Origin of the sequence: Actinomadura barringtoniae, assembly GCF_017573505.1 — a bacterium.
Classification (GTDB): Bacteria; Actinomycetota; Actinomycetes; order Streptosporangiales; family Streptosporangiaceae; genus Spirillospora; species Spirillospora barringtoniae.
In genome coordinates, this window is sequence record NZ_JAGEOJ010000015.1 from 125,733 (window position 1) to 144,784 (window position 19,052).

At 71.0% G+C, this 19,052-nt stretch carries 18 protein-coding genes and 1 riboswitch; of the genes, 6 read left to right on the plus strand and 12 right to left on the minus strand.

Going from position 1 to position 19,052, the window contains the following annotated elements; all coding sequences use genetic code 11:
- Positions 1-193: 193 nt before the first annotated feature.
- Complete coding sequence (locus J4573_RS33735) at positions 194-1,573, plus strand: D-alanyl-D-alanine carboxypeptidase family protein (protein WP_208259987.1); 1,380 nt, start codon at positions 194-196, stop codon at positions 1,571-1,573.
- Between the two features lie 144 nt (positions 1,574-1,717).
- Positions 1,718-2,140, plus strand: coding sequence for a nuclear transport factor 2 family protein (locus J4573_RS33740; protein WP_208259988.1), 423 nt, complete (start codon positions 1,718-1,720; stop codon positions 2,138-2,140).
- Here the strand turns inward: J4573_RS33740 and J4573_RS33745 are convergent.
- The 4 genes from J4573_RS33745 to J4573_RS33760 all read right to left on the minus strand — a co-directional run bounded on the left by J4573_RS33745 (position 2,137) and on the right by J4573_RS33760 (position 6,085).
- Positions 2,137-3,324 (minus strand): YihY/virulence factor BrkB family protein, encoded by a 1,188-nt coding sequence (locus J4573_RS33745; RefSeq protein WP_208259989.1) that lies wholly within the window; start codon positions 3,322-3,324, stop codon positions 2,137-2,139. The two genes, J4573_RS33740 and J4573_RS33745, sit on opposite strands and share 4 nt — an antisense overlap.
- 111 nt (positions 3,325-3,435) lie before the next feature.
- A complete protein-coding gene (locus J4573_RS33750; RefSeq protein WP_307797104.1) occupies positions 3,436-3,951 on the minus strand; it encodes a 2'-5' RNA ligase family protein in 516 nt (171 codons plus the stop codon).
- Between the two features lie 46 nt (positions 3,952-3,997).
- Positions 3,998-5,071, minus strand: coding sequence for a tryptophan--tRNA ligase (trpS, locus tag J4573_RS33755; RefSeq protein ID WP_208260199.1), 1,074 nt, complete (start codon positions 5,069-5,071; stop codon positions 3,998-4,000).
- A gap of 18 nt (positions 5,072-5,089) precedes the next feature.
- The gene (locus J4573_RS33760) at positions 5,090-6,085 is read right to left on the minus strand and encodes a hemolysin family protein (protein WP_208259990.1); all 996 of its coding nucleotides are present in this window, start codon (positions 6,083-6,085) and stop codon (positions 5,090-5,092) included.
- Positions 6,086-6,168: 83 nt separating this feature from the next.
- On the opposite strand from J4573_RS33760, the gene galE reads away from it, so the two are divergent.
- A complete protein-coding gene (galE, locus tag J4573_RS33765) occupies positions 6,169-7,122 on the plus strand; it encodes a UDP-glucose 4-epimerase GalE (RefSeq protein WP_208259991.1) in 954 nt (317 codons plus the stop codon).
- A 7-nt stretch (positions 7,123-7,129) separates the two neighbouring features.
- Entirely contained in the window at positions 7,130-8,251 is a 1,122-nt protein-coding gene (gene galK / locus J4573_RS33770) for a galactokinase (RefSeq protein WP_208259992.1), read from the plus strand.
- Positions 8,252-8,398: 147 nt separating this feature from the next.
- Here galK and J4573_RS33775 read toward each other — a convergent pair whose 3' ends face one another.
- The 4 genes from J4573_RS33775 to J4573_RS33790 all read right to left on the minus strand — a co-directional run bounded on the left by J4573_RS33775 (position 8,399) and on the right by J4573_RS33790 (position 13,431).
- On the minus strand, positions 8,399-9,229 hold the full coding sequence (locus tag J4573_RS33775) for a DUF11 domain-containing protein (RefSeq protein WP_208259993.1): 831 nt from the start codon (positions 9,227-9,229) through the stop codon (positions 8,399-8,401).
- A 201-nt stretch (positions 9,230-9,430) separates the two neighbouring features.
- Positions 9,431-10,420: a malate dehydrogenase gene (locus J4573_RS33780; RefSeq protein ID WP_208259994.1), complete on the minus strand. Its 990-nt coding sequence runs from the start codon at positions 10,418-10,420 to the stop codon at positions 9,431-9,433.
- A 284-nt stretch (positions 10,421-10,704) separates the two neighbouring features.
- Positions 10,705-12,924, minus strand: a complete 2,220-nt coding sequence (locus J4573_RS33785; RefSeq protein WP_208259995.1) for an NADP-dependent isocitrate dehydrogenase — start codon at positions 12,922-12,924, stop codon at positions 10,705-10,707.
- A gap of 192 nt (positions 12,925-13,116) precedes the next feature.
- Complete coding sequence (locus tag J4573_RS33790) at positions 13,117-13,431, minus strand: DUF3017 domain-containing protein (RefSeq protein ID WP_208259996.1); 315 nt, start codon at positions 13,429-13,431, stop codon at positions 13,117-13,119.
- A 341-nt stretch (positions 13,432-13,772) separates the two neighbouring features.
- On the opposite strand from J4573_RS33790, the gene J4573_RS33795 reads away from it, so the two are divergent.
- Positions 13,773-14,483 (plus strand): FHA domain-containing protein, encoded by a 711-nt coding sequence (locus J4573_RS33795; RefSeq protein ID WP_208259997.1) that lies wholly within the window; start codon positions 13,773-13,775, stop codon positions 14,481-14,483.
- Between the two features lie 166 nt (positions 14,484-14,649).
- On the opposite strand, the gene J4573_RS33800 is transcribed toward J4573_RS33795, so the two are convergent.
- Positions 14,650-15,504, minus strand: a complete 855-nt coding sequence (locus J4573_RS33800; RefSeq protein WP_208259998.1) for a bifunctional methylenetetrahydrofolate dehydrogenase/methenyltetrahydrofolate cyclohydrolase — start codon at positions 15,502-15,504, stop codon at positions 14,650-14,652.
- Positions 15,505-15,536: 32 nt separating this feature from the next.
- Positions 15,537-15,624: riboswitch (ZMP/ZTP riboswitch) on the minus strand.
- 201 nt (positions 15,625-15,825) lie between these two features.
- Between J4573_RS33800 and J4573_RS33805 the strand changes: the two genes are divergently transcribed.
- Positions 15,826-16,422, plus strand: coding sequence for a GNAT family N-acetyltransferase (locus J4573_RS33805; RefSeq protein ID WP_208259999.1), 597 nt, complete (start codon positions 15,826-15,828; stop codon positions 16,420-16,422).
- A 17-nt stretch (positions 16,423-16,439) separates the two neighbouring features.
- Here J4573_RS33805 and J4573_RS33810 read toward each other — a convergent pair whose 3' ends face one another.
- The 3 genes from J4573_RS33810 to purN form a co-directional block, all read right to left on the minus strand.
- Positions 16,440-16,619 (minus strand): hypothetical protein, encoded by a 180-nt coding sequence (locus J4573_RS33810; RefSeq protein ID WP_208260000.1) that lies wholly within the window; start codon positions 16,617-16,619, stop codon positions 16,440-16,442.
- A gap of 132 nt (positions 16,620-16,751) precedes the next feature.
- Positions 16,752-18,317, minus strand: a complete 1,566-nt coding sequence (purH, locus tag J4573_RS33815) for a bifunctional phosphoribosylaminoimidazolecarboxamide formyltransferase/IMP cyclohydrolase (protein ID WP_208260001.1) — start codon at positions 18,315-18,317, stop codon at positions 16,752-16,754.
- A complete protein-coding gene (gene purN / locus J4573_RS33820) occupies positions 18,298-18,972 on the minus strand; it encodes a phosphoribosylglycinamide formyltransferase (protein ID WP_208260002.1) in 675 nt (224 codons plus the stop codon). Before purN ends, purH begins: the two co-directional genes overlap by 20 nt.
- Positions 18,973-19,052 lie beyond the last annotated feature (80 nt).

A 19,052-nucleotide genomic window follows, 5' to 3' on the forward strand; every position in this document is an offset into this window, starting at 1 on the left:
CATTTCGGTCATCGATCATCGGGACGGCACCACCCGAACGAACTAGTCCACCTGCCCCAAATTCGCACCGTTCACTCCGCGTGACTGTTCGGTCCGGTGATGCACGTCACACCCGTCACTTTGGCCCCAGTAGCCCGACACGTCCCGGGCGGGTACCGAACGCGCGGGGTGGTCGCCTAGTCTTCGATGGGTCATGACGAGAACACGCCGCGCCGCCGCCGCCCTCGCCCTGCCGCTCGTCGCGGCGTCCCTGACCGTCGCCCCGTGCGCCGCCGCGCGCGCCGGCACGCATACCGGGACACATGGGCGCACCGACCCGATCGGTGGCGCGCAGCTGGCGAGCAGGGGCGTGGTGCTGAACCCCGCGGCGGGCGTGCCGGGCGCACCGAAGATCAACGCCGCGTCGTGGGTCATCGCCGACATGGACACCGGCGACGTGCTGGCCGCCAAGGACCCGCACGGCCAGTACCTCCCGGCCAGCACGCTGAAGACGCTCACCGCGCTCACGCTCGTGCCCAAGCTCGACGCCAACCGCCTGATCAGGCCGAGCCAGCACGCCTGTGACGTCGAGGGCACCAAGGTCGGCATGACGCACTCGATGCAGTACAAGGTCTCGGACCTGTTCTACGCGCTGATGATGATGTCGGCCAACGACTCGGCGGTGACGCTCGCCGAGGCCAACGGCGGCATGAAGAAGACCATCGCCGACATGAACACCGAGGCCCGCCGCATCCACGCCGGCGACACCCTCGCCGCGTCCCCGAACGGCCTGGACGTCGACTACGGCCTGAACGTCCACACCCAGCACACCTCGTCGTACGACCTGGCGCTCATCCTGCGCGAGGGGCTGAAGAACACCGACTACCGCCGGTACGTCGAGACGATCGACCACCACTTCCCCGCGCCGCTCACCAAGGCCGAGCGCAAGAAGCACAAGAAGACCGGCGGCTACCCGATCCACACCCACAACCGGATGCTGCCGGGCCAGCCGTCGGCGTACCGCGGGATGATCGGCGGCAAGAACGGCTACACCATCGCGGCCGAGCAGACGTTCGTCGCCGCCGCGCGGCGCGACGGCCACACGATCCTCATCTCGCTGATGAAGGCCGACATCCCGCCGTCCAAGTACGCGACCCAGCTGCTGAACTGGGGGTTCCAGGCGCGCGGCAAGGTCAAGCCGGTGGGCTCGCTGGTCTCGCCCGGCGACGACGACCAGCCCAAGAAGACCAACACCCACTCCAACACCCTGCTGCCGCCGAACCCGCTGACCGGCGACGACTCCGGCGCCAACTGGGGCCTGCTGGCCGGCGGCACCGCGGGCGCGGTGCTCGCCGTCGGGGTGCTGTTCTGGATGATCCGGCGGCGCCGCGGCGGTGGCGGCGACCGTCCCGGCACCCCCGCCACCAGCTCGGCGAACGGCGCGCCCGGATCGTTCGGCTCGGACGACTCCTACGGCTCGTCCGCCCCCTACCGATCCCCCGACTCCACGGGCCCGATCGACCCGTCCGGGCACCTCCCGTCGCCGCGGCTCGACGAGCACCCGTCCTACGACGACCAGCGCCACGAGCGGTAACGACCGATAAGGCTTACCCCGCCGGTCTCCGGCGGGTCTCCTTCTGGTCTCGGCGAGGCGACGGGCTTACGCTCGCGATGACGCCGGCCCGCAGCGCCGCGGCTGGACGGACGGCGGACCGGCGTGCCTATGGGAGGAAGCGCCGTGTCATACCGCCGTTCCTATGCGCCACCGACCTCCGAGCACCCGAACGTGACCCTGCTGCGCGACGGGTACACCGCCTTCGCCAAGGGCGACATCGACTTCATCCGCACCCTGCTGGCCGACCACGTCGTGCACCGCGTCCCGGGCCACGGGCCGCTCTGCGGCGACTACAGCACTCCCGAGGAGGTCCTCGGCTTCTACGTCCGGCTCTTCGAGCTGTCCGGCGGGACGTTCCGAACCGAGCCGTACGCGGTCCTGGCCGACGACGACCACGGCGTCGCGCTCGTGCAGACCTACGCCGAACGGCCCGGCAAGGTGCTGGACGGCCGCGCGGTCGACATCTTCGCGCTCTCCGGCGGCCGGATCACCGAGATCCGCACGCTCGCCGAGGACCAGTACGCCGACGACGCCTTCTGGTCCTAACCCCGCGCTTCCTCGGTCTCCTGTTCCTGCCGCTCGGCGGGCCGCTCCGCCTGCTGCTCGGCCTGCTGCTCGGCAGGCCGCTCCGCCTGCTGCTCGGCCTGCTGCTCGGCAGGCCGCTCCGCCTGCTGCTCGGCCTGCTGCTCGGCAGGCCGCTCCGCCTGCTGCTCGGCCTGCTGGTCTGACTGGTGCTCGGCCCTTAGGTCCGCGTCCTCCTGGGCCTGTGCCTGCGCATCTTGTTCCTGCTGCTCCTGTTCCTTCTCCTGCGCCTTCTCGTCGGCGCGCATGATGACGCGGCGGGTGGCGGTCCAGGCCGCCGTGAAGAGCAGGAACCGGGACACGATGTTGATCCACACCATCAGCCCGACGAGGACGGCGAACGAGGCGTACACCGGGTTGGAGGTCGTGCGGGACAGCAGCAGGGTCGCGATCTGCTTGAGGATCTCGAAGCCGATCGCGCCGAAGACCGCACCCCTGATGATCTTGCGCCACGGCGCCCTGGTGCCCGACAGCCGCGAGAACAGCACCAGGAAGATCAGGGTGTCGAACGAGATCGCGACGGCCAGCGACAGCAGCCGCAGCGCCGTGCCCGCGCCCGCCACCTCGTCCAGGCCCAGCGTCGTCAGCACGGTGTGGGTGGCCTGCGAGGTGACCGTGGAGACCGCCACGGACACGATCAGGACGACGCCCAGGAAGGCCAGCAGCCCCGCGTCCAGGACCTTCTTGAGGAAGAAGTTGGCGCCGCCGGTCGGCTCGTACCCCCAGATGTCGCGCAGGGACTCGCGGAGGACGTTCACCCAGCCGAGGCCGGTGAACATCAGGCCGACCAGGCCGACCAGCCCGACGGCGGTCTTGGACTCCACGATCTGCTGCACGTTCAACTGGTCCGCGAGGCCCGGCAGCAGCTGGTTGATCGCGTCGACGAAATAGTCACGCGCCTTGCCGCTGAACTTCACCAGATAGCCGAGCAGCGCGTACGCCAACGCCAGCAGCGGGAAGAACGACAGGAAGCCGTAGCAGGTCAGCGCCGCGGCGAGCCGGTCTCCGCGCCGGTCCTGGTAGCGCCGGTACGCCCGGACGAGATGGTCGAACCAGGGCCAGCGGGCCCGGAAACCCCGCAGCAGGTCCATTCCGGTGTCCTGCAACGCCCCGAATCGGCGCTGGGCCCGCGCGATCACCTGCCGCATGTACGGGAGGTACCCAGCGGGATCGATTCGATGCGCGACCACGTGATCACGTGCCGTGGATCACCCGCGAGGTCACCCGGGGCCTCACCCGTCGCGCACCGGATCCGCGGTTCAGCCCGCACCGAAGGCGAATTCGCGCCTCGGCCGCCATACCGCATCGTCGCCGTGCTCGTACAGCGCGAAGCCGCGCACGCCGAACGCCGCCTCGTAGCCGGTCAGCTCCTTGAACGCGCGGTCCATGGCCTCCTCCGGGAGGTGGTGGGCCACGGTCACGTGCGGGTGGTACGGGAAGAGCAGCTCCCGGTCCAGCGGCCCCGACTGCACGCGCCGCTGGAGCCGTTCGCAGCCCGCGATCCCGTCGGCCACGGCCACGAACACCACGGGAGATACCGGGCGGAACGTTCCCGTGCCCCGCAGCAGGATGCGGAACGGCTCCTCGGTCGCGGCGACGGCGCGCAGGTGCTCCTCCACCGCCGGGATGGACCTGATGTCCATCTCGGTCGGCGGCAGCAGCGTGATGTGCGTCGGGATGGCCAGGGCGAGCGGGTCGCCGAACGAGGCGCGCCTGCGCTGCAGGTCGCCGCCGAACGGTTCGGGGATGGGGATCGCCACCCCGATGGTGCGCACCCCGCTCGGACCCCCCGGGGTCGGGCGGGGCAGCTCTGAGCGCGGCCTACTCTGCGCGACCACGTCCCACGAATCCCACCCGGTCGCGCACGACGTCCATCGTCACGGAGGCGACCGCCCCCGCCCGCTCGGCGCCGCGCGCGAGGATGCGGTCCAGCTCGGCCTCGTCGGCCAGCAGCTTCTGGGTGCGCTCGCGGATCGGCTCGAAGGTGTCCAGGACGACCTGGGCCAGGTCCTTCTTGAACTGGCCGTAGCCCTGGCCCTCGTACCGCTTCTCGAGGTCCTTGATCGTGACGCCGCCGCCGAGCGCGGCGTAGATCCGCAGCAGGTTGGAGACGCCGGCCTTGTTCTCGGGGTCGAAGAGCACCTCGCTGCCGGTGTCGGTGACCGCGCGCATGATCTTCTTGCGCATCGGGCCGGACTCCTCCAGCACGTCGATGATGCCCTGCGGCGACGAGGCCGACTTGCTCATCTTGACGGTCGGCTCCTGCAGGTCGGTGATCTTGGCGGAGGCCTCCGGGATGTAGGCCTCGGGGATCACGAACGTCTCGCCGAACCGGTGGTTGAAGCGCTGCGCGAGCGTCCTGGTGAGCTCCAGGTGCTGCCGCTGGTCCTCGCCGACCGGGACCTGCAGGTCCTGGCCGCCCGCGACCGGGTCGGGCGTGTAGAGCAGGATGTCGGCGGCCATCAGCACCGGGTAGGTGAACAGGCCGACCGAGGTCGAGTCGCTGCCCTGCTTGGCCGACTTGTCCTTGAACTGCGTCATCCGGCCGGCCTCGCCGAAGCCGGTGATGCAGCCGAGGACCCAGGCCAGCTCGGCGTGCTCGTGCACCTGGCTCTGCACGAACAGCGTGCAGCGCTCGGGGTCCAGGCCGACGGCCAGCAGCTGGGCGGCGGCGACCTTGGTGCGGCGGCGCAGCGCCGCCGGGTCGGTCTGGACGGTGATCGCGTGCATGTCGACGACCATGTAGAACGCGTCGAAGGTGTCCTGCATCGCGACCCACTGGCGGACCGCGCCCAGGTAGTTGCCGAGGTGGAACGAGTCGGCGGTGGGCTGGATTCCCGACAGCACGCGCGGTGCCGCGGTGCCGCCGGAGGTCTGCTGTGGCGCTTCGGACATCTGCACGGACCGATTCTCTCAGGCCTCGCTCGAGGCGGTGTCATCGGTGGACGGAGCGGCCTCACCCGGCCCTGTCCGTCCTCCCTCCGATGAGACGCCCCCGCGGGCAGGGGTGTTCGGACTGACGCGCACGCGTTCCACCCGCCGGCCGTCCATCCGGGCGACCGCGAGACGGCGGCCGGCGACCTCCACCCGGTCGCCCTCGGCGGGCACCCGGCCGAGGGCCGCCATGATGTGCCCGGCGACCGTCTCGTACGGGCCCGCGGGCAGCCGGATGCCGGTCTCGGCGGCGAAGTCGTCCAGGTTGAGGAGCCCGTCGACCTCGACCACCCCGTCGTGCAGGCGGCGCGCTTGCGCGTCCTTCACATCATATTCATCGCGAATGTCGCCGATGAGCTCCTCGACCAGGTCTTCGAGTGTGACGATCCCCGCCGTTCCGCCGTACTCGTCCACGACGATGGCCAGGTGGCAGCCCTCGCGGCGCATCTCCGACAGGACCGGCAGGACCCGCTGGGACGCCAGGAGGTACTTCACCGGCCGGACCAGGTCACCGACCGGCACGGACCGGTCGGCCACCTCGGGCACCAGAAGATCACGGATGTGCACGAAGCCGATCACCTCGTCGTGGGAGTCCCGGCAGACCGGGAACCGGCTGTGCGGGCTCCCGGCGGCGATCCGCGCGGCGGTGGCCAGCTCCAGCGCGGCGTCCAGGAACTCCACCTCGGTACGCGGGAGCAGCACCTCGCGCACGGGCCGTTCCCCCGCCGCGAAGACCTCCTCGATCAGCTCCCGTTCCTCGGCCGTGAGCTGGGTGTTCTCGGCGATCAGCGCCCGCATCCGATCGGCGGTGATCTCCTCGCGGAGCGTCTCGGGATCGCCGCCCGCCACGCGGACCAGGACGTTCGTGCACCTGGTCAGCAGCCAGACCAGCGGGCGCACCAGCCGCCGCGGCGGCTGCGGATGATGATGCGCCTGGACGGCCCCTCGCGTTCCGCCACCCGTGAACCGGTCCATTCGTTCAACCTTTCCGGGTTCCCCTTCCGGATAGCCTGAGCAAAGTCCAGCCGCCCCGCCAGTCCCGTCCAGGAGGTCTTTCCGTGAAGCTGCTCGTCACCGGAGGCGCCGGTTACATCGGCAGCGTGGTCACCGCGCTGCTGCTCGAAGCCGGGCACGAGGTCGTCGTGCTCGACGACCTGTCGACCGGCCACGAGAACGCGGTGCCCGAGGGTGCCGTGCTGGTGCGGGGCACGCTGCGGGACAAGGCCCTGGAGGTCCTGTCGGGCGGTGGCTTCGAGGCCGTGCTGCACTTCGCCGCCAAGTCGCTGGTCGGCGAGTCGGTGGAGAAGCCGGGCCTCTACTGGGACAAGAACCTGGGCGAGTCGCTGGCGCTGCTGGACGCCATGCGGCAGGCCGGGGTGGCCAAGATCGTGTTCTCCTCGACGGCGGCGACGTACGGCGAGCCGGAGTCCACGCCGATCCTGGAGACCGGCCCGACCCGGCCGACCAACCCCTACGGCGCGTCCAAGCTGGCGATCGACACCTCGCTCGCCGAGTACGCGCGGCTGTTCGGGCTCGGCGGCGTCTCGCTGCGCTACTTCAACGTGGCCGGGGCGTACGGGAAGTACGGCGAGCGGCACACGGTCGAGACCCACCTGATCCCCAACGTGCTCAAGGTCGCGCTGGGCGAGCGCGAGTCGGTCAACGTGTTCGGCGAGGACTACCCGACCGCCGACGGGACGTGCGTCCGCGACTATGTGCACGTGGTCGACCTGGGCGCGGCGCACCTGCTGGCGCTGGACGCCTGCTCCCCCGGCACCCACCAGATCTTCAACCTGGGCAGCGGCTCGGGCTTCTCGGTCCGCGAGGTGATCGACGCCTGCCGCGCGGTCACCGGCCACCCGATCCCGGCCGTGGTCAGCCCGCGCCGCCCCGGCGACCCCGCCGTCCTGGTGGCCTCCTCGGACAAGATCCAGTCGGCGCTGGGCTGGAAGCCCGAGCGCGACCTGCGCTCCCAGGTGGCGGACGCCTGGGCGTTCATCCAGTCCCGGTGACGCGCCGGTGACCCTGGAGACGGCCTTCGCCGAGGCCTACGGGCGTCCACCGGAGGGCGTGTGGCGCGCCCCCGGCCGGATCAACCTGATCGGCGAGCACACCGACTACAACGACGGCTTCGTCCTGCCGTTCGCCCTGGCCCAGGGCGTCTCGGCGGCCGCCGCGCGCCGCGACGACGGCGTGCTGGAGCTGCGTTCGCTTCAGGCCCCGGACGCCGTGGTGACCGTACGGCCCGGCGAGGGCAAGCCCGAGGGCTGGGCCGCCTACCCGGCGGGCGTGGCCTGGGCGCTCTCGGAGTATCCGATCCGCGGCGCGTCCCTGCTGTTCGACGCCGACCTGCCTCAGGGCGCCGGGCTGTCGTCGTCGGCCGCGCTGGAGTGCGCGACCGCGCTGGCCCTGTGCGAGCTGTACGGGGTGGAGATCGACCGGCGCGAGCTGGCGCTGCTGTGCCAGAAGGCGGAGAACGACTACGTCGGCGTGCCCTGCGGGATCATGGACCAGTCGGCCTCGCTGCTGTGCACCGAGGGCCACGCGCTCATGCTCGACTGCCGCAGCGGCCTGTCGTCGCAGGTCCCGTTCGACCCCGCCGCGGCCGGGCTCACCCTCCTGTCCGTCGACACCCGCGCCCACCACGCCCTCACCGGCGGCGACTACGGCAACCGCCGCGCCGAATGCGAGCGCGCCGCCGAACTCCTCAACGTCCCGGCACTCCGCGACGTCAAGGACCTGCCCGGCGCCCTGGCCGCGCTCTCCGACCCCGTGCTGCGCCGCCGCGTTCAGCACGTCGTCACCGAGAACCACCGTGTCGAGGCGGCCGTCGGCCTGCTGCGCGCCGGGGCCGTGGCCGAGCTGGGAGCCATGCTGACGGCCTCGCACCTTTCGCTGCGGGATCAGTTCGAGATCTCCTGGCCGGAGGCCGACGTGGCCGTCGAGGAGGCCCTGCGCGCCGGTGCGCGCGGCGGCCGGATGGTCGGCGGCGGCTTCGGCGGCTCGGTGATCGTTCTCACCGCCACCGACCGCGTCGACCGCGTCCGCGACGCGATCACCAGCGCCTACGCCACCCGAGGCTGGACCGAGCCGAGCATCATCGAGGCCCGCCCCGCCCCCGGCGCCAACCGCCTCACCTAAACGCCGATCTTGCTCTCAGCGCCCTTTCAGCCCACCGCCAAGGGCGCTGAGAGCAAGATCGGCGCATGGAAACGTTTCCAAGTTTCTGACAGCGCGGCGGTCAGGTCCGGGCGTGCGGGCGGGCTAGCGGGCGGGCTAGCGGGCGGGTTAGCGGGCTGGGCGGACTCGGGCGGTGGCGGTGTTGTTGCCTGGACGGCGGTCGCCGAGCTCGGGCGACGCGGACGCCGCGAAGTCCTGCACCAGGACGCGGCCGCCCGACGACGGACGCACCCGCACGTACAGCGTGTGGCCGGCCCCGGAAGCCATCCAGCCCAGCGCGCAGTGCAGGAAGCGGCCCCCGGCGCCATCGCCGGTGATCTTGCAGTGGTGGCCTGCGGGGGCGGCGAGGCGGGCGCCGTGGGCGCCCACGTGGAGGGTCACGCGGCGTGACGGGTTCGGGCCCCGGTTGACGACGGTGACGGCGAGTGCGGCCCATCCCATGCGCGGCATGTGACGCGGCGCGGACAGGCGTACCGCCACGTCGGTGCTCGGCGCGACCCGGGCGGCCAGCGCGGCGTGGTTGTTGCCCGGGATGGGGTCGCGCGCCCACAGGGCCTTGGCGCGGACGCGGAACGCGCCGGTCGCGGCCGGCTTCACTATCCCCAGGATGTGGACGGTCCGGGTCTCACCCGAGGCCAGGGAGACGGGACAGCGCAGGGTCGCGGCACGTTCATGGCAGCGGCCGTCGTCGTAGGAGATGACGGCGATCTGGGCGGGCAGCCAGGCCACAGCGGTGGCGGAGCCGACGGCGGCGGGCCCGGCGTTGTGGACCTGGACGGCGTAGTCCAGGACGTCGCCGGTCTTGACCCGGGCGGACGGGCCGGTGACCCGCACCCGCAGGTCGGCGCCGTTCATCGGCCGGCTCGCGGCCCGCGCCGGGCCGATGGTGATCAACAGGACGGCGACGGCTGAGCCGTGCGCGACCAGAACGCGACGCATGGAAGACCTTCACCCCGGACGAGCAACCCGTGTACGCGGAGCGATCCTATTGGACACACCGTGTGACCGGCGTGCCCTGACACGCAGAGATCCGCAGGTCAAGGTCATTTCATGGAACGAGGCCTCTCACGGAACGCCCCCGGCATGGAACGAGCCCCGGGCCGTTTCCGGCGCGGGGCTCGTCCTCGGTACGGGGAGGGCTCAGATGAGGCCCAGGCCGCGAACGGCCTCGCGCTCCTCGGCGAGCTCGCCGACGGAGGCGTCGATGCGGGCGCGCGAGAAGTCGTCGATCTCCAGGCCCTGGACGATCTCCCACTTGCCGCCCGAGGTGGTGACCGGGAACGAGGAGATGATGCCCTCGGGAACGCCGTAGGAGCCGTCGGAGACGACCGCCATGGAGGTCCAGTCGCCGGCCGCGGTGCCGTTCACCCAGGTGTGCACGTGGTCGATGGCGGCGGACGCGGCGGACGCGGCCGAGGACGCGCCCCGGGCCTCGATGATCGCGGCGCCGCGCTTGGCCACGGTCGGGATGAAGTCGTTCTCCAGCCAGGACTGGTCGTTCACCGTCTCGGCGGCGTTCTTGCCGGCGATCTCGGCGTGGAAGATGTCGGGGTACTGGGTGGCGGAGTGGTTGCCCCAGATCGTCATCTTCTTGATGTCGGAGACCGAGACGCCGGCCTTCTTCGACAGCTGCGCGAGGGCGCGGTTGTGGTCGAGGCGGGTCATCGCGGTGAAGCGCTCGGCCGGGACGTCCGGCGCGTGCTGCTGGGCGATGAGGGCGTTGGTGTTGGCCGGGTTGCCGACCACCAGGACCTTGATGTCGTCGGCGGCGCCGGCGTTGATGGCCTCGCCCTGCGGCTTGAAGATGCCGCCGTTGGCCTCCAGCAGGTCGCCGCGCTCCATGCCCTTGGTGCGGGGACGGGCGCCGACCAGCAGCGCGACGTTGGTGCCCGCGAAGGCCTTGGTGGCGTCGTCGAAGATGTCGACGCCGTCCAGCAGGGGGAACGCGCAGTCGTCCAGCTCCATCGCCGTTCCTTCGGCGGCCTTCACCGCCTGCGGAATCTCCAGCAGCCGCAGGCGTACGGGTACGTCCGCCCCGAGCAGCTGCCCCGAGGCGATGCGGAACAGCAGCGCGTAGCCGATCTGGCCTGCCGCGCCGGTGACGGTGACGTTGACTGGGGTGCTGGTCATGGCCTTCTTCATCTCCTGCGGAACGACCGGTCGGGGCGGGTGAGATCTCGACGGCGCATGGTAGGTCTCTCGTCATCGAGATAATCCAAGGTCAGGCTATCGCGCGGTCCGCGTGCCGCATCCGCCAGGTGCGCCGATCGGCATGAACGTGTCCCAGAACACAGCGAAGGCCGCCCCCGGTCGCCGGGGACGGCCTTCAGCGCGCGGCTGTCAGGCGCAGCCTGTGGTTCAGCCCGTGGTTCAGCCCGTGGTTCAGCCCGTGGTTCAGCCCGTGGCCACGAGGATCAGCCGAGGATCTCGAGGGCCTTGTTGAAGGTCGCCGAGGGGCGCATGACCGCGGCCGCCTTGGCCGGGTCCGGCTGGTAGTAGCCGCCGAGGTCGACCGGGTTGCCCTGGACGGCCAGGAGCTCGTCCACGATGGTCTGCTCCTGCTCGGCCAGGGTCTTGGCCAGCGGCGCCAGGGCGGCGGCCAGCTCGGCGTCCTCGGTCTGCGCGGCCAGCTCCTGCGCCCAGTAGAGGGCGAGGAAGAAGTGGCTGCCGCGGTTGTCGATGCCGCCGAGGCGGCGCGTCGGCGACTTGTTCTCGTTCAGGAACGTCGCGGTGGCACGATCCAGGGTGTCCGCCAGGATCTGGGCGCGCGCGTTGCCCGTCGAGGTGGCCAGGTGCTCGAAGCTCGCGGCGAGCGCGAAGAACTCGCCCAGGCTGTCCCAGCGGAGGTAGTCCTCCTTGACCAGCTGCTGGACGTGCTTGGGCGCCGAGCCGCCGGCGCCGGTCTCGAACAGGCCGCCGCCCGCCATCAGCGGGACGATCGACAGCATCTTGGCGCTGGTGCCGAGCTCGAGGATCGGGAACAGGTCGGTCAGGTAGTCGCGCAGCACGTTGCCGGTGACCGAGATGGCGTTCTCGCCGCGGCGGATGCGCTCCAGGGAGAACTTCGTCGCCTCGACCGGCGCCAGGATCTCGATCTGCAGGCCCTCGGTGTCGTGCTCGGGCAGGTACGCCTTGATCTTCTCGATCAGCTGCGCGTCGTGCGCGCGGGTCTCGTCGAGCCAGAACACGATCGGGTCGCCGGTGGCGCGGCCGCGGGTGACGGCGAGCTTCACCCAGTCACGGATCGGCAGGTCCTTGGTCTGGCACATCCGGAAGATGTCGCCCGCCGCGACCTGCTGCTCCAGGACGACGTTCCCGGCACCGTCCACGACGCGCACGGTGCCCGCGGCGGCGACCTCGAAGGTCTTGTCGTGGCTGCCGTACTCCTCGGCCTTCTGCGCCATCAGGCCGACGTTCGGGACCGAGCCCATGGTGGCCGGGTCGAACGCGCCGTGCGCGCGGCAGTCGTCGATGACGGCCTGGTAGACGCCGGAGTAGCTGGAGTCGGGCAGGACGGCCAGGGTGTCGGCCTCCTCGCCGTCCGGGCCCCACATGTGGCCGGAGGTACGGATCATCGCCGGCATGGAGGCGTCGACGATGACGTCGCTCGGCACGTGCAGGTTGGTGATGCCGCGGTCGGAGTCGACCATCGCCAGCTCGGGGCCGCCCGCGATCTCGGCCTCGAAGGACGCCTTGATCGCATCGCCGTCGGGCAGCGCGGCCAGGCCGTTCAGGATGCCGCCGAGGCCGTCGTTCGGGGACAGGCCGGCGGCGGCGAGGGTCTCGCCGTACGCGGCGAAGGTCTTGGGGAAGAACGCGCGGACCACGTGGCCGAAGATGATCGGGTCGGAGACCTTCATCATGGTGGCCTTGAGGTGCACGGAGAAGAGAACGCCGTCGGCCTTGGCCTGGGCGACCTGCGCGGTGAGGAACTCGCGCAGCGGGGCTACTCGCATCACCGAGGCGTCCACCACCTCGCCCGCGAGCACCGGTACGGACTCGCGCAGCACGGTGGTCGCGCCGTCGTCGGCGGCGAGCTCGATGCGCAGCGAGCCGTCGGCGGCCACGACGGCGGACTTCTCGGTGGAACGGAAGTCGTCGACGCCCATCGTCGCCACGTTGGTCTTGGACTCCGGCGTCCAGGCGCCCATGCGGTGCGGGTGCGTACGGGCGTAGGCCTTGACCGAGGCGGGGGCGCGGCGGTCGGAGTTGCCCTGGCGCAGCACCGGGTTGACCGCGCTGCCCTTGACCTTGTCGTAGCGCGCCTGAACGTCGCGCTCCTCGTCGGTCTTCGGGTCGTCGGGGTAGTCCGGCAGCGCGTAGCCCTGCGCCTGGAGCTCGGCGACGGCGGCCTTCAGCTGCGGCATCGAGGCCGACACGTTCGGCAGCTTGATGATGTTGGCGCCGGGCGACTCGGTCAGCTCGCCGAGCTCGGCGAGGGCGTCGCCGATGCGCTGGCTCTCGTCCAGGTATTCGGGGAAGACGGCGATGATCCGGCCGGCGAGGGAGATGTCGCGGGTCTCGACCGCGACCCCCGCCGTGGAGGCGTAGGCCTGGATCACGGGAAGGAACGAATATGTGGCGAGGGCCGGGGCCTCGTCGGTGTGGGTATAGATGATCGTCGAGTCAGTCACCCGGGCTCCCTCAATTCACGGCGGCGTCATTGCTCGACATCAAGATATCCGGTGTGAGAGCCGCTCATGACAGCCAGGGGTGGGCCAAGACACCCTACGCGGAAGTAACAAACCGCACCAAAAACCGTACGCTTTGGTAACAAAACCGTCCGCCGATGAGCAGCCGGGCCGCTCGGACCCGCTCGGACCCGCTCAGTCCGGGACGACCCAGGCCACGACCGCGATCGCGACCGCGAACCCCGTCATCGTCACCACGTCGAGCCATTTCTTGCGCGTTTCGAGCATGCCGACCTGACTCGGCGGTAGCACCATCCGCGCCAGCGCGCCGAACAGCACCGCGGCGGCCATCAGGCCCGAGCCCTTGCGGAAGTAGTTGAGCGCGCAGAGCGCGAGCCCGCCCCCGACGCCGCACAGCACGAGCACGTACGGCAACTGGCCCAGCCAGTGCGGGGTGGCGCCGCGGCCCTTGGGCGCCTTGCGCCTCCGCCGGCGCAGCTCCGTGCTCATGATCGCTCCCGACTGCTCGATCCGGTCTCCACGGTAGCGGCAACCGGTGACCGGCTCGACACACCGGACGGAGCATCTCGACAAAACAGACGGTGCATCCCGGCAATCTCGCGAGTCGCGAGACCCTCCGGAACGGCGCCTCGGCGACGGCATTTCCTCCCGACTCCGAGGCCACCGGCGGGAAAGACTCACGAAGAATGCGATACGGGTGGGGCGCAACGAGCCTCGATGGGCGAAGAATGCCTTGTGTCGTCGGTCCTACTCGCCAGTAGGAGGGTGTGGGGGCCACGCGCCCGGGTAACCCGGCAGACAGGGGTCGCTAACTAGCTGGGAGGACTGCCGTGGAGGGGCCGTTCATGCGGATCGAGGACAGCGGGCTGGTGGTGCCGCTGCGCCCCGACGTCACGACGGTCGGAAGAGGGCGAGGAGTCGACATTCGCCTCGACGACCCGAGTGTGTCCCGATTGCACGCAGAGATCGTTCGGCGCGGCCCGTACGTGTACGTCGTCGACATGGGGCTGTCGCGTAACGGCACCCGTGTCAACGGCAGGCCGATCGCCCGCCGGGTACTGGAGGACGGCGACGTCGTGAGCTTCGGCACGGCACGCGTCCGCATGGGGGGCATCCCCCGCGAGGAGGTCGATCCCGACGTCGAGCTGCGGCGCGCCGTGGCACCCGAGCTCACCCGCCGCGAGGTCGACGTACTGACCTCGCTCTGTCGCCCCGCCCTCTCGGACGAGGCCTTCGTGGCGCCCGCCACCGCACGCGAGATCGCCGGCGATCTCGTCGTGACCGAGGCGGCCGTCAAGCAGCATCTGCTGAGGCTGTACCAGAAGTTCCGGATCCCCGAGGGCGCCAACCGCCGTACCCGCCTGGCCAACGAGGTCATCGCCATGGGCCTCGTCAGGCCGCTTCCCCCTGTCCATGTGCCCCAACAGAACCGCCCGATGGACGGCCAGGCACCGCCCGGTGTCCGCCGTCCAGGCACGCCCGGAGCCACCCACGCGACGGCTCCCCGAGGCCACGCGGCGGCCGGCCGTAGGGCGAGCTAGCAGCGCCGGCCGGAGGCACCAACCGATGTGATCTTGCGTCCGCCCTCATATGGCAGCGCACCAGAGGGCGGTCGCAGGTCCGTCCCGTCGTGATCGTGCGGCCGTCCTGCACGGCCGCACGATCACGACGGGGACCGAACAGAGCCGATCGGAATCAGACGCCTGATCAGGCGCGAGCGGCGGCTTCCGCCGCTTCCACCACGTTCGCGAGCAGCATCGCGCGGGTCATCGGGCCGACGCCGCCCGGGTTCGGCGCCACCCAGCCGGCCACCTCGCGCACGTCCGCGGCGACGTCGCCGGCGAGCTTGCCGTCCACCCGCGAGACGCCCACGTCCAGCACGGCCGCGCCGGGCTTGACCATGTCGCCGGTGATCAGGCCGGGGACGCCGGCCGCCGCCACGACGATGTCGGCGTTGCGCACGTGCGCGGCCAGGTCGCGGGTGCCGGTGTGGCAGAGCGTCACGGTCGCGTTCTCGCTGCGGCGGGTCAGCAGCAGCCCGAGCGGGCGGCCGACGGTGATGCCACGGCCGATCACGGTGACCTCGGCGCCGCGCAGCGGCACGTCGAACCGGCGCAGCAGCGCGACGATGCCCTTCGGGGTGCACGGGAGCGGGGCGTCCTGCATCAGCACCAGGCGCCCGAGGTTGACCGGCTGGAGGCCGTCGGCGTCCTTGACCGGGTCGATCATCTCCAGCACGCGCTCCTCGTTCAGGCCCTTCGGCAGGGGCAGCTGAACGATGTAGCCGGTGCAGGCGGGGTCGGCGTTCAGCTCGGCGACGACCCGCTCGACCTCCTCCTGCGTGGCGGTCGCCGGCAGGTCGCGGCGGATGCTCTCGATGCCGACCTCGGCGCAGTCGCGGTGCTTCATGTTGACGTAGGAGTGGCTGCCGGGGTCGTCGCCCACCAGCACCGTGCCGAGGCCGACGGCGACGCCGTGGCCGCGCAGCTCCTCGACGCGCTTCTTCAGATCGGTCCTGATCTCGGCCGCCGTCGCCTTGCCGTCCAGAATCTGTGCGGTCAACGCACTACCTCCGCGCTGCTAGGGGTCATCGCCCCGTACACCCAGGCGCGCGGTGTGCGGACTGTCCTTCGCTCCCCGGTGGTCGAATCCACCTTGACTGCGCCAGTCGCGTTGACTCCATGTTATCGGCCGATGGAACGGACGGCCTCGACGCGGGCGACGGCCTCGCGCAGGCCGTCGCCGGCGGGCAGGACGTCGGCGGCGGGCAGGACGTAGGTGCAGCCGCGTGTCACCCGGAGCGGCGGCGGGCCTACTGGTTCCCAGGAATCGCCTCTAAGTGGCTATTAAAGACGTCCACATTTGCCGCATAGCGTGGACGGCATGAGTGGAGCCTGGTTCGAACGCCCCGTCCTGTCCGGCCGTTACGTACGGCTGGAGCCCCTGTCCCTGGACCACGTGGAGGGGCTCTTCGAGGCGGGCAAGGACCCGGACATCTGGACCTGGCTCAGCGACGTCCAGCCCACCGGCGTCAACGGAATGAAGGAGATCGTCGAACGGGCCCTGGAGGCCTGCGAACAACGCGTACGCCTGCCCTGGGTGCAGATCGACGCGGTCACCGGGGAGGTGGCGGGGACGACCTCGTTCTACGACATCGACCCGGGCCACCGCGGCCTGGCCATCGGCCACACCTGGATCGGCCCGCGCTGGCACCGCACCGGCATCAACACCGAGTCCAAGCTGATGCTGCTGGAGCGCGCCTTCGGCGACCTCGGCGCGGTCCGGGTCGTCTGGCACACCCACAGCCGCAACGAGCGGTCCCGCCGCGCGATCCAGCGGCTCGGCGCCGAGTTCGAGGGGATCCACCGCAACCACAGGATCCTGAAGGACGGCTCCCTCCGGGACACCGCCACCTTCTCGATGATCGACTCCGAGTGGCCGGCGGCCTGGGAGGCCCTGCGCGCCAGGCTCGACCGTTAGCCGCCGGCGGCGAGGTCTCAGTCCTCGTCGGGACGGCCGCGCCAGGCGATGATCCGGTCGGTGCCGTGCCAGCCCAGCTGGGCGGCGAGCATGGCGGCCAGGATGGCGGCGACGAATCCGACCAGGTGGCGCGACTCGAGCAGCAGCCCCGTCGTCTGCACCGTGTTGCCCATGATCAGAGTGGTCAGCCAGTCCATCGCGCCTCCTCCAGCGAACGTTCGCGCCGAGGTCAAGTGGGGGTAACGGGGGGCGCGACCTGGTCGAGGCTACCTTCCGGAAAACGTAAAACCCCCCGAGAGGTCCTCTCGGGGGGTCAGACGATCTTCAGATCAGTGGAAGAAGTGGCGGACGCCGGTGAAGTAGAGGGCGATCCCGGCCTTCTCGGCGGCCTCGATCACCTGCTCGTCGCGGATCGAGCCGCCCGGCTCGACGATGGCCTTCACGCCCGCCTCGGCCAGCACCTCGAGGCCGTCGGGGAACGGGAAGAACGCGTCGGAGGCGCCGACGGAGGCGGCGGCGCGCTCGGCGCCCGCCCGCATCACGGCCAGCTTGGCCGAGTCGACCCGGTTGACCTGGCCCATGCCGACGCCGGTGGTGGCGCCGCCGGAGGCCAGCAGGATCGCGTTCGACTTGACCGAGCGGCAGGCCTTCCAGGCGAACGCCAGGTCGCGCAGCGTCGCCTCGTCGGCGGCCGTGCCGGTCTTCAGCTCCCAGTTCGCCGGGTCGTCGCCGGGGGCGTCCACCCTGTCGACGGTCTGCAGGAGCAGGCCGCCGTCGATGCGGCGGGACTCGACGGCACCCGCCGGGCCCTCCGGGCAGACCAGCAGGCGGACGTTCTTGAAGCGCTCGGTGAGGACGGTCACGGCCTCGTCGTCGAACGCGGGTGCGACGACCACCTCGGCGAAACTCTCGGTGATCTGGCGGGCCATCGCGGCGGAGACCGGGCGGTTGGCCGCGATCACGCCGCCGTAGGCGGACGCCGGGTCGCACTCGTGCGCCTTGCGGTGCGCCTCGGCGATGTCGGCGCCGACCGCGATGCCGCACGGGTTGGCGTGCTTGATGATCGCGACGCAGGCGTCGTCGAAGTCGTAGGCGGCGCGGTGGGCGGCGTCGGTGTCCACGTAGTTGTTGTAGGACATCTCCTTGCCGTACAGCTGCTCCGCGCGGGCCAGGCCGCCGCCGTCCGGGGTGAGGTAGAGCGCGGCGCGCTGGTGCGGGTTCTCGCCGTAGCGCAGGGCGTTCGAACGGTCCCAGGTCCCGCCGAGGAACGCCGGCCACTGCGTCTCGGCGGCCGTCTCGTCCGGCGCGTACGAGCTGGCGAACCAGGACGCGACCGCCACGTCGTAGGCGGCGGTGTGCGCGAACGCCTGGGCGGCGAGGGCGCGCCGCTGCTCCAGCGTGAAGCCGCCCTCGGACGCCGCGGCGAGCACCTGCGCGTAGCCGGACGGGTCGACGACGACCGCGACGCTGGCGTGGTTCTTGGCGGCGGCGCGGACCATGGTCGGGCCGCCGATGTCGATCTGCTCCACGCACTCGTCCGGCTTGGCGCCCGAGGCGACCGTGTCGGCGAACGGGTAGAGGTTGACCACGGCCAGGTCGAACGGCTCGACGCCGAGGTCCTCGAGCTGCTGGATGTGGTCGTCCTTGCGCCGGTCGGCCAGCAGGCCCGCGTGCACCTTCGGGTGCAGCGTCTTCACCCGGCCGTCCAGGCACTCGGGGAACCCGGTGAGCTTCTCGACCTTCATCACCGGCACGCCCGCGGCGGCGATCTTCGCCGCCGTGGAGCCGGTGGAGACGATCTCGACCCCGGCCTTGTGCAGGCCCTGGGCCAGTTCCTCCAGGCCCGTCTTGTCATAAACGCTGATCAGCGCTCGCTTAATCGCGACCCGACTCACCGGCCGAGCTCCCCTCATCGTCTGCGGACGTGTCGTTGCAGGTACTGCACTTCATGGAGACCCGCCTGCCCCGCGTGGTCCAGCCATCGCGGGCCAGCCGCCCGACGACGTCGACCAGAAGCCGGCGCTCCACCTGCTTGATGCGCTCGTGCAGGGAGTCTTCGTCGTCGTGCCAGCCCACGGGAACGGTCTCCTGGGCGATCACGGGTCCGGTGTCCACGCCTTCGTCGACGAAGTGCACCGTACAGCCCGTCACCTTCACGCCGTACGCCAGGGCTTCCCGCACCGCGTGCGCGCCGGGGAACGAGGGCAGCAGCGCCGGGTGGGTGTTCACCGTGCGGCCGCCGAAGCGCTCCAGGAAGCTCTTGCCGAGGATCTTCATGAACCCGGCCGAGATCACCAGGTCGGGCTCGTGCGCGGCGACGGCCTCGGCGAGGGCCGAGTCCCACGCGTCCCGGTCGGGGAAGTCGGGGATCGCCGCGGTGAACGTGGGCAGCCCGGCGGCCTGCGCCCGTTCCACCCCTCCCGTTCCCCGACGGTCCGCGCCGACGGCCACGACGTGCGCCCCATAAGCTGGATCCGAACACGCGTCGAGAAGCGCCTGTAGGTTGGTCCCCGCGCCGGAGACGAGGACGACGAGCCGGGCGGACACCATGACTCCCTGAGGACGACGGTGGGGTTGGTAGGAACACACGAAGCCTACCGGCCCTTTGACGGCGCTTTTCATTCGACACC